The sequence below is a fragment of the Streptomyces sp. NPDC054847 genome (assembly GCF_053610925.1).
On the sequence record NZ_JBSGZJ010000261.1, the window covers coordinates 1 to 10,054 of the forward strand.

8 protein-coding genes and 1 tRNA gene are annotated in these 10,054 nt (G+C 70.1%); 5 read left to right on the forward strand and 4 right to left on the reverse strand.

All coding sequences use genetic code 11. The features are described from left to right. Window positions 1-591, forward strand: a 591-nt coding sequence (locus ACWGH4_RS23095) for a hypothetical protein (protein WP_453463941.1), incomplete at its 5' end; no start/stop codon positions are given. Here ACWGH4_RS23095 and ACWGH4_RS23100 read toward each other — a convergent pair. Then, window positions 576-1,496, reverse strand: a complete 921-nt coding sequence (locus ACWGH4_RS23100; protein WP_453463944.1) for a transketolase family protein — start codon at window positions 1,494-1,496, stop codon at window positions 576-578. The two genes, ACWGH4_RS23095 and ACWGH4_RS23100, sit on opposite strands and share 16 nt — an antisense overlap. A 35-nt stretch (window positions 1,497-1,531) precedes the next feature. Further along, the gene (locus tag ACWGH4_RS23105) at window positions 1,532-2,299 is read right to left on the reverse strand and encodes a transketolase (RefSeq protein WP_453463947.1); all 768 of its coding nucleotides are present in this window, start codon (window positions 2,297-2,299) and stop codon (window positions 1,532-1,534) included. Window positions 2,300-2,436: 137 nt separating this feature from the next. Here ACWGH4_RS23105 and ACWGH4_RS23110 point away from each other — a divergent pair. Beyond that, window positions 2,437-2,510 (forward strand) — tRNA-Pro (locus ACWGH4_RS23110). 154 nt (window positions 2,511-2,664) lie between these two features. Here the strand turns inward: ACWGH4_RS23110 and ACWGH4_RS23115 are convergent. Both ACWGH4_RS23115 and ACWGH4_RS23120 read right to left on the reverse strand, forming a co-directional pair. Then, window positions 2,665-5,253, reverse strand: coding sequence for a SpoIIE family protein phosphatase (locus ACWGH4_RS23115; protein WP_453463950.1), 2,589 nt, complete (start codon window positions 5,251-5,253; stop codon window positions 2,665-2,667). A gap of 477 nt (window positions 5,254-5,730) precedes the next feature. Beyond that, a complete protein-coding gene (locus ACWGH4_RS23120; protein ID WP_453463953.1) occupies window positions 5,731-6,678 on the reverse strand; it encodes a methionyl-tRNA formyltransferase in 948 nt (315 codons plus the stop codon). A gap of 251 nt (window positions 6,679-6,929) precedes the next feature. Here ACWGH4_RS23120 and ACWGH4_RS23125 point away from each other — a divergent pair, with 251 nt between their 5' ends. The 3 genes from ACWGH4_RS23125 to ACWGH4_RS23135 all read left to right on the forward strand — a co-directional run. Then, window positions 6,930-8,279, forward strand: coding sequence for a lysine N(6)-hydroxylase/L-ornithine N(5)-oxygenase family protein (locus ACWGH4_RS23125; RefSeq protein ID WP_453463956.1), 1,350 nt, complete (start codon window positions 6,930-6,932; stop codon window positions 8,277-8,279). A 90-nt stretch (window positions 8,280-8,369) separates the two neighbouring features. Beyond that, complete coding sequence (locus ACWGH4_RS23130) at window positions 8,370-9,407, forward strand: iron-siderophore ABC transporter substrate-binding protein (protein WP_453463959.1); 1,038 nt, start codon at window positions 8,370-8,372, stop codon at window positions 9,405-9,407. A 132-nt stretch (window positions 9,408-9,539) separates the two neighbouring features. After that, a partial coding sequence (locus tag ACWGH4_RS23135; RefSeq protein WP_453463962.1) for a condensation domain-containing protein occupies window positions 9,540-10,054 on the forward strand: 515 nt, incomplete at its 3' end.

Here is a 10,054-nt window from a genome sequence, read left to right on the forward strand (position 1 = left end):
CGTCAGATCCCCGGCCTCGGCGCCGATTTCCGCTCGAGGATCCCCGGCGGTACCCGCCAGGCGCTGGTCGTGTCCGGCCCGACGGCCGACACGAGCACGTCTCAGGGCGTGCTCTACGAGCGCGACGCCCGAGGTTCCTGGCGGCCCGTCGCCGGGCCGTGGCCCGCGCACAACGCCCTGCGCGGCTGGACGAACGACCACCACGCGGGCGACCTGCGCACTCCGATCGGGGTCTTCGGCCTCGGCGACGCCGGCGGCCGTTCCCCGGACCCCGGCACCCTGCTGCCGTACGACCAGGACGAGGAGTTCGTCGCCCCCGGGACCGGCTTCCTCGGCGAGCCCCTCGAAGGCTCCTTCGACTACGTGATCGCCATCGACTACAACCGCGTCCCGGGGACCAGTCCGCTGGACAAGGAGCGGCCGCTCGGTCCGGAGAAGGGCAGCGGCGTCTGGATCCACGTGGACCACGAGGGTCCGACCCAGGCCTGCATCTCGTTCCAGGAGGAGCACATGCGCGGGCTGCTGCGCGCCCTGGACCCGGCGAAGCAGCCGGTGATCGTCATGGGGCCCGCTCCTCAGCTCCGGCGGTGAGCGACCCGGACCCCCTGCCCGGCGAACTCCGAGATCCGGGCCCGCAGGGACGCCGGGTCCAGGCCGTGCGCGGCGAGGTGCTCGTCGATCGTGCCGTACCGGCGCAGTTCGCGCCGCGCCACACCGAGGCCCAGCACCCGGTGCGGCACGTCCGCCAGGGCGTCGTTCGCGGCCGTGGTCGAGGTGCCCTCGAGATACGGCTCGACGATCACCACGTCGCCCCGGCCGCCCGCCGCCGCCCGGACCGCCTCCTGGTCGAAGGGGCGCACGGTCGTCGCGTAAAGGACGCTCACGTCGAGCCCTTCGGTAGCCGCGAGGACGTTGTCCAGCATCGGGCCGACCGCGACCACCGCCGGGCCGCTGCCCTCGCGGAGGGTGAGGAACCGGTCGCCGGTGACCGGCCGGGCCTCGGCGTTGCTCTGCTGCGACAGGCGCACGTACACCCGGCCGTCGCCGGTCACCGCGTGCCGGAGCAGCGCCTCTGCCTCGTCCGGGTGACCCGGCACATGGACCGTCCATCCGTCGAGGGTGTCCAGCAGGGCGACGTCTCCCGGCGACATATGGGTGAAGCCCCCGGCCGGCCAGTCGTACGACGCGCCGGCGCTCACGAGCACCCCGCCGGTGTTCTGATGGCCGAAGTCGAGTTTCACCTGTTCGAACGGTCGCTCGACGAGGAAGCTCGCGAACGTGTGCATGATCGGCCGCATCCCGGTGAGGGCGATGCCGCCACCCGCGCCGATCAGCAGCTGCTCGCGGATGCCCACGTTGATCACCCGGTCGGGGTGGCGGCGCTGTGCCTGCTCGAAGCCGGCGGCGCTGATCTCCGCGAGGACGAGAGCCGTGCGCGGCTCCTCGTCCAGCAGGCGGGAGGTGGTGGCGATGAAACGGTCACGCATCGTGTCCATGGTGGAGAAGTCCCCTCTCGGCGGTGGCGGTGTGCTCAGGCGTTCTTGGGCTCGACGCGGGCGACGACCGCCCGTGGCCGCCCCGGGTGCGGCGCCGTGAACGCGGCGTACAACGCCTCGTGGTCCCTGCCGTCGACCGTCTGCGCCGACCAGCCGGCCGCCTCGAACCGGGAGGCGATGCCGCCGGGCCAGCCGTGGGTGGCGGACGCGTTGTCCACGACGAGCGTGTGCAGTTGCTCGAGACCGGCCGGACCGGCGTAGGCGATGGCCTCGTGGTTGCTGCCCTCGTCCAGCTCGGCGTCACCGATCAGGACCCACACCCGGGGGTCGGTCAGCCCCTGGGCCCGCAGCCCGTGGGCGGTGCCCACGGCCAGCGGCAGACCGTGGCCGAGGGATCCGCTGCCGATCTCGACCCCGGGTACGAGCACGCGGTCGGGGTGGTGGCCGAGCGGGGAGTCGTACGAGCCGAAGCCCGGCAGCCACTCCGTCGGAAAGAACCCCTTGGCGGCGAGGACGGCGTAGTACGCCATCGGCCCGTGCCCCTTGGACAGCAGGAAGCGGTCACGCTCCGGAGCGTCGGCGGTCGACGGGGTCACGCGCAGTACACGGTCGTACAGGACCCAGAGCGCGTCGAGCGTGGAGGTCGCGGCGGGACCGTGCTTCTCGTCGCCGGTCATCAGTGCCATCAGTCGGCCGAGGTCACCGAAGCCGGGCGAGGAGCCGGGCCGGGGGGCGCCGGGCAGCCTGCCGGACGCCTCGGAGTGCGCAGCCGCGGATACGGAGGAGAGAGCCGTGTTCGTCATGACACCCACCGTGCAACCTCAAGTTCACTTGAGGTCAAGCGCGCCGAACCTGGAATACGGGTTCGTGACCAGCGCCCTGAGTGCGGTATTGTTCTCATGCGCGTTCGGCCAGGGGAAACCCCAGGTCAGGCGGGCATCGGGACGTGGCGCAGCTTGGTAGCGCACTTGACTGGGGGTCAAGGGGTCGCAGGTTCAAATCCTGTCGTCCCGACTCGAAAGAGTCGCAGATCAGGGGTCGGTTCAGAGCAATCCGAACCGGCCCCTTGATCGTTTTTGGGCGACCCGCGGGGGCCGGCGCACTCAACTGATCCGACAGACGTGCGCGCGCCCCCTGAGGGCGACGGCGGTCAGCGGAGAACCGCACTCTAGGCGAGGGCACTGCCGGCGGCGGGCAGGACCTGTTCGGCCCAGATGACCTTGCCTTCCGGTGTGTACCTGGTGCCCCAGACCTCGCTGAGCTGTGCCACCAGGAACAGTCCCCGGCCTCCCTCGTCCGTGGTGGCGGCGTACCGCAGGTGCGGGGCGGTACTGCTGGCGTCCCACACCTCGCAGGTCAGGGTGCGATCGCGCACCAGTCGGACGCGGACCGGCGCGGCGCCGTACCGGATGGCGTTGGTGATGAGCTCACTGAGGATCAGTTCCGTGGTGAAGGCGAGTTCCTGCAGGTCCCACTCCTCGAGCTGCTCGGCCGTGAGGCTGCGCAGGGCACCGACCGCGCTCGGGTCGAACGGCACGTCCCACTGTGCGACCCGGCCGGCTCCCAGGGTCCGTGTGCGGGCGATGAGCAGCGCGATGTCGTCGGACGGGCAGCTGGGGAGCAGGGCATCGAGCACGGCGCGGCGGCTGGCGTGCGGGTCCCGGTCGGGGTGGCTCAGAGCCGTGCGCAGCATTTCCATGCCCTCTGCGATGTCCCGGCTCCGCTCCTCGACCAGCCCGTCGGTGTACAGGACGAGCTGACTGCCTTCCGCCAGGCGCAGTTCCATGGTCTCGAACGGCATGCCGCCCAGCCCCAGCGGGGGTCCGGCCGGCAGTTCCGAGATCGTCGTCGAGCCGTCAGGGGCGACCACGAACGGCGGCATGTGTCCTGCTCGTGCCATGGTGCAGTTCTGGGAGATCGGGTCGTAGACGGCGTACAGGCAGGTCGCGCCCAGGACGCCGCCGTTCGGGGCGGCGCTGTCGCCTTCCTGGTCCATACGCTGGACGAGGGTGTCGAGGCGGGCGAGGAGTTCGTCGGGCGGCAGGTCCAAGGAGGAGAAGTTGTGCACGGCCGTGCGCAGCCGTCCCATGGTGGCGGCGGCGTGCAGGCCGTGCCCGACGACGTCCCCGACGACGAGCCCGACGCGGCTGCCCGGCAGGGGAATCACGTCGAACCAGTCCCCGCCCACCCCGGATTGCGCGGGTTGGTAGAAGTGCGCGACGTCCACGGCACTCTGCTCGGGCAGATCCTGCGGCAGCAGGCTGCGCTGGAGCGTCACGGCGAGAGTGTGTTCGCGGGTGTAGCGGCGGGCGTTGTCCATGGTGACCGCGGCGCGGCCGACGAGTTCCTCGGCCAGGGACAGGTCCTCCTCGTCGAACGGCTCCGGCTTCTGCGACCGCCAGAAGTTGACCACCCCGAGCACGACGCCCCGGGCCTTCAGCGGAGCCGCGATGAGCGAGTGGATCCCGTAGCCGACGATCGCCGATGTCCGCGGCGGGTCCTGGGCGTGCCAGCCCGGCGCATCATGGAGATCGGGCACGAGTTCGGCTGCGCCCGTGCCGTATCCGCGGGCCTGCGGCGTGGACGGCAGGAAGTCGATCAGACTGCCGAGCGCGTACAGGGGGTGATCGGAGCGGATGCCGCTGACCGCTGTGCGCCGCATGTCGTCGCCCGGGCCGGGCTCGTCGCCCTTCAGCACCGGCTCAGCCAGGTCGACCGTGACGAAGTCCGCCAACTGAGGGACGGCGACGTCGGCCAGTTCCTCCGCGGTGCGCACCACGTCGAGCGTGGTGCCGACCTCACCCCCGGCGTCGTAGAGCAGCTTGAGCCGCCTGCGGGCCGTCTCCGCCCGGCTGCTCAGGAGCTGCATCTCGGTGGAGTCGCGGATGGTGACCGCCGAGCCCTGCGGGCGGCCCTGGGGGCGGGTGGGCCGCTGATTGACCACGAGCAGCCGGTCCCCGGCCTCCAGCACCTCGTCGGTGGCCACCCGGCCGGACAGCAGCAGTTCCGCCATCCGGGGATCCATGCCGACCTTGTCGACGGGGCGTCCTTCGGCGTCGTCCGGCAGGCCGAGCAGCCGTCCGGCCTCGTCGTTCGCCAGGAGCAGCCGTCCTTCGCCGTCGGTGATCAGCACCCCTTCGCGGACGGCGTGGAGCACTGCGTCGTGGTGCTCGTACATGCGGGTCATCTCATGCGTGCCGAGGCCGTGAGTCTGGCGACGCAGTCTTCGGCTGATCAGCGCCGTGCCGACGGTGGCCAGAGCCAGACCGCTGGTGATGGCCAGGAGGATGACCGGAAGCTGGCGCTCGGCGAGACCGGTCACGCTCTCCACCGTCAGACCTGCCGAGACCAGGGCGATGACCTCGCCCTCTGGCGAGGTGACCGGCACGATCGCCTGGATCTCCTTGCCGAGCGGCCCCTCCACACTCTCGGTGTGCACCTGGCCGGCGAGCGAGGGCTCGATCGTGCCGACGAACCGCTCGCCGATGCGGTCCGGCTGAGGGTGGCTGTAGCGGATGCCGCGGGTGTCCATCACCACGATGAAGTCCACCCCCGCGGGCCCGCGCGTCTCCTCGGCGAGGGGCTGCAGGACCGCGGACGGGTCCGGCGACCGCAGCGCTTCCTGCAGGCCCAGGGATCTCGCGAAGGTCTGCGCCACGGAAACCGACCGGTTGCGCGCTTCGCGCTCGATGTCGGACCGAGACTGCAGCACCAGGGACAGCAGGGCACCGGCCGCGAGCAGCACCACGATCGCCACCTGAAGGACGAAGACCTGTCCGGCGACGCTTCCGAATCTTCTGCCTAGGTTCCACCGCACCGGAACGCCGGGTACGGGAGAGGAGACGGGCTCACAACCCCAGTTGTAACACCTCCCCGCGGGCACGCTCCCAGCGCTCACGCTATGCATCAGTGCCACCACAAGGGTCCCCGTCCCCAGAGGTCGGGGAGAGGGCGTTGTTCGGGCACGCGCAGGTCCGGGTCCCCTGCTCGCGGTAGGTGAGCACGCGGCAGCGAGCACGCCACCGGTGACGGGGGGCGTCCCTGCCGTCAGGGCGGCGGTTCACATCCTGTCGTCCCGCTGTGCGGAAACGCAGGTCGGAGGCCGTGTCGGAGCGTGATGGCACGGCCTCCACCGTGTTCGGGACCGGTGGGACGCTCGCCCCCTCGTGCGGCGTCGGCGCGCGGGCGCCGTGCCGCGGCGGGCTTCTCGTAGGCGGCGCGGCTCGTCCGGTAGTCAGGGACGGCTCGTGAGGTACCCGCCCATCGACGTGAAGTAGTCGGTCGCGGCCATCTCGTCGCCGTCCTCCGTCCGTACCCGGGTGATCGCCAGACCGTGGTTGCGGCCGGTGCGGGCGTCGGCCCCGGCGACGATCACCACGCCGCCCGACTCCCGGTAGAAGACGCGGCCGGGGGTGCCGCCGTAGCGGCCCTGGGACACGACCGCGGCCAGGATCTCCAGGCGCTTGCCCTTGTGGAAGGTGAAGGCGCTCGGATACGGCGCCGACTGGGCGCGGACCAGCCGCTCGAGGTCCTCCGCGGGCCAGTTCCAGTCGATGCGGATGTCCTCGGCGGACCGCTTGTGAAAGAAGCTCGCCTGCGACCGGTCCTGCTTGGTGAAGTCGGTGCGCCCGGAGGCGATGAGGGCGAGCGCCTCGGTGGTGACCGGGGCGATGAGGTCGACGGTCCGGTGGAACAGGTCGGTGGCGGTGTCCGTCGGCCCGACCGGCACGGCGTGCTGGACGACGATGTCGCCGGCGTCGAGCTCGTCGTCCATCATGTGCGCGGTGACGCCCACTTCGGGTTCGCCGTTGATGAGCGCCCAGATCAGCGGGGAGAAGCCGGCGTACTTCGGCAGCAGCGAGTCATGGACGTTGAGGGTGCCGTGGCGGGGCAGGCCGAAGATGCGCGGCGGGATCCAGGTCCGCCAGTTGTTCGCGACGATGATGTCCGGGTCGGCCTCTTCGAGGCGCAGGAACAGATCTTCGTCGTCGGGCCTGTTGCGGATCAGCACCGGCACGCCGTGCTCCTCCGCCAGGTCGGCGACCGAGTCGCTCCAGATCTTCTCGTACGCGTGCTCGCTCCTGGGATGCGTCACGACCATCACCACGTCGTGTTCGGAATCCAGGAGCGCTTGCAGGGTGCGGTGCCCCCAGGTCTGATACCCGAACATGACGACCCGCATGGGGTTTCCTCCTCAGAGCGGCGATGGACCGACGTCAGTTAAGCAAGGCTTACCTAAGCGCGCAACGGCCCCAGCGGTAAAGGGAGTTAATGATCCACCGGCCGGCCGGATTTTCTTTTTGACCCCATCGACAGGCAGGGGAGATCAGGTTAGCTTTACCTAAGTTCCGCTCGCTCGCCGCTCCGTCGGCGTGGCCTGGTCCCGTTCTCCGCAACGCCCGACTGGCGGCTGTCCCGCATGATGGGAGTGACATGTCACAGGCTCTTCCTGGCGACGCACCACTGATCCACGACCTCATAGGAATCGGCTTCGGGCCGTCCAATGTGGCCATGGCGATCGCGCTCAGTGAGCACAACGCAGGCGTCGACAGGCAGGAGGCGGTCACCGCTCACTTCTTCGAGCGGCAGCCACGCTTCGGCTGGCACCGAGGCATGCTGATCGACGACGCCACCATGCAGGTGTCCTTCCTCAAGGACCTGGTGACACTGCGCAATCCGGCGAGCGAGTTCAGCTTCCTGTGCTACCTGAAGAGTCAGGGACGGCTGATCGACTTCGTCAACCACAAGAACCTGTTCCCGCTGCGGGTCGAGTTCCACGACTACTTCGAGTGGGCCGCGGCCAAGGTGGACGACATGGTGTCCTACGGGCACGACGTCGTCGCCGTGCGGCCCGTCGTCGTCGACGGAGTGGTCCAGTACGTGGATGTGACGGCCCGGTCCGGCACCGAACTGGTCGTCCACCGGGCCCGCAATCTCGTGATCGGCACCGGCCTGCGGCCGCAGATGCCGGAGGGCGTCGAGCGCTCCGACCGGATCTGGCACAACTCCGACCTGCTCGCCCGTGTCGACGGCCTGGAGAAAGCGGATCCGACCCGCTTCATCGTGGTCGGCGCAGGGCAGAGCGCCGCGGAGAACGTCGCCTTCCTGCACCGGCGTTTCCCCCGGGCCGAGGTCTGCGCGGTCTTCTCCCGCTACGGCTACAGCCCCGCCGACGACAGCAGCTTCGCCAACCGCATCTTCGACCCGGAGGCGGTCGACGAGTTCTTCACCGCCCCGGAGGAGATCAAGCGCAAACTGATCGGCTACCACGGCAACACCAACTACTCCGTGGTGGACATCGATCTGATCGACGACCTCTACCGGCAGGAGTACCAGGAGAAGGTCCTCGGCACCGAACGCCTGAGGTTCCTCAAGGTGTCCCGGCTCACCGACGTCGTGGAGACGCCGGACAAGGTGCGCACCACCGTCGAGTCGCTGGTCACCGGTGAACGGACGCCGCTGGACGCCGACGTGGTCGTCTACGCCACCGGGTACCGGACCGCCGACACCCTCGGTCTCCTCGGCGAGGTGCAGCAGTTCTGCCACCGTGACGACGAGGGCCGCGTCCGCGTCGAGCGTGACTACCGCGTCGCGACGGACCCCCAACTGCGGTGCGGCATCTACCTCCAGGGGGGCACCGAGCACACGCACGGCATCACGTCGTCGCTGCTGTCCAACACCGCCGTCAGGGTCGGCGAGATCCTTGGGTCGATCCTCGACCGGGGCGAGGGGCCGGCCGCCGCGCCGCGGGCCGCCGCCGACGAGATCGGCTCGTCCCTCTGATCCGGACCTCTCTCACTCATGCCCGCCCGGACGACGCGTCGGACCGGGCGGACGTGACGCACCGTGAAACCCCGTGAAAGGAACTGCCCCGTGTCCGTTGGTACACGCCCCGGTCCGACGAGGATCGTCAGACACATTCCCCGCCTGGTCGCGGCCGCCGTCGCCGCCCTGGTGCTCGGCGCCTGCGGCGGCGGCACGGACGAGGACGCGGCCGAGCCGTCCGGGAAGGCGGGGGCGAGTTCGGCGGCCTTCCCGGTCACGGTCGAGCACAAGTACGGCAGCACGACCATCGAGTCGGAGCCGAAGAAGGTCGTCACCCTCGGCCTGTCCGACCAGGACGCGGTGCTGGCCCTCGGCGTGAAGCCGGTCGGTTCCGTCGACTGGTTCAAGGAGCAGCCGTACGGCAAGTGGCCGTGGACCAAGGACCTGTGGGGCTCCACGCCGCCGCAGATCGTCGGCGAGCGCGACGAGTACAACATGGAGAAGATCGCGGCGCTCCAGCCGGACCTGATCGTGGCCCAGTACTCCGGCATGAAGAAGGAGCAGTACGAGACCCTGTCGAAGATCGCCAAGGTGGTCGCCCAGCCGAAGGGCCACGAGGACTACCAGGCTCCGTGGCAGGTCATGACCGAGCAGATCGGCAAGGCCCTCGGCAAGGACGACGAGACCGAGAAGCTCATCGCCGGCATCGACGCGCGCTTCAAGGCCGTCCGCGACGATCACCCCGAATGGAAGGGCCTGACGGTCACCGTCGGCGAGCCCTACGAGCCGGGCAAGTTCTCCGCCTTCTCGCCCAAGGATCCCAAGGTCATCTTCCTGAGCGAGATGGGCTTCACCACCTCGGAGAAGTACCGCACCGCCCTCGGCAAGGAGAACATCGCCGACCTCAGCTCCGAACGCCTCGACGTCATGGAGGCCGACCGGACCGTCTGGCTCGGCACACCCGACACCGAGAAGGCCATGAAGGCCGACCCGCTCTACAAGAAGACCAAGGTCCACCAGGAGAAGCGGGACCTGTTCCTGCCGTACGACAGCCCGGACATCGGCGCCGCGCTCTCCTTCAACACGGTGCTGTCGATCCCCTACGCCATCGACCAGGTCGTCCCGATGCTCGAGGCGATCAAGTAGGAGCGCCTCCGCGTCCTCCCGCGACGCGGTCTCCCCGCCTGCCGCCCGTCCGGCGGTCGTCCTCCGCCGGGCGGGCGCGGCGTGCACGGTCACGCAACGACTCGCCATCGACGCACCATGAGGGAAAGGGCCATGCGCACGATGTCTGACGCCGAGTGGGACCCGACTTCCGCCGCCGGAGCACCCGTCACCGGTGGGCAGTCCGGGATCTGGCTCGCCCAGCAGCTCGACCCCGACAGCTCGGCCTACAACGTCTCCTTCGCCCTGGACCTGCGCGGAGACGTCGACGTCGACCGCCTGGGCACCGCCGTGCGGCAGGCGCTCGAGGAGGCCGAGTGCCTGCATGTGCGCATTGGTCCGGCGGAGGGCGGACCGCGTCAGACGCTCGCGCGCCGTCCCTTCGACGTTCCCGTCGTCGACCTGCGGGGCGAAGCCGACCCCGAAGCCGCCGCTGCCGCCTGGGCGGAGGCCGACCGTGACCGCCCGGCCGATCTGGTGAACGGGCCGCTGTTCGGCCATGCGCTGCTGCGGCTCGCCGACGACCGTGTGGTGTGGCACCAGCGTTACCACCACATCGCCGTCGACGGCGTGAGCATCGTGCTCGTCTCCCACCGGGCCGGCGAGATCTACACCGCCCGGGACACCGG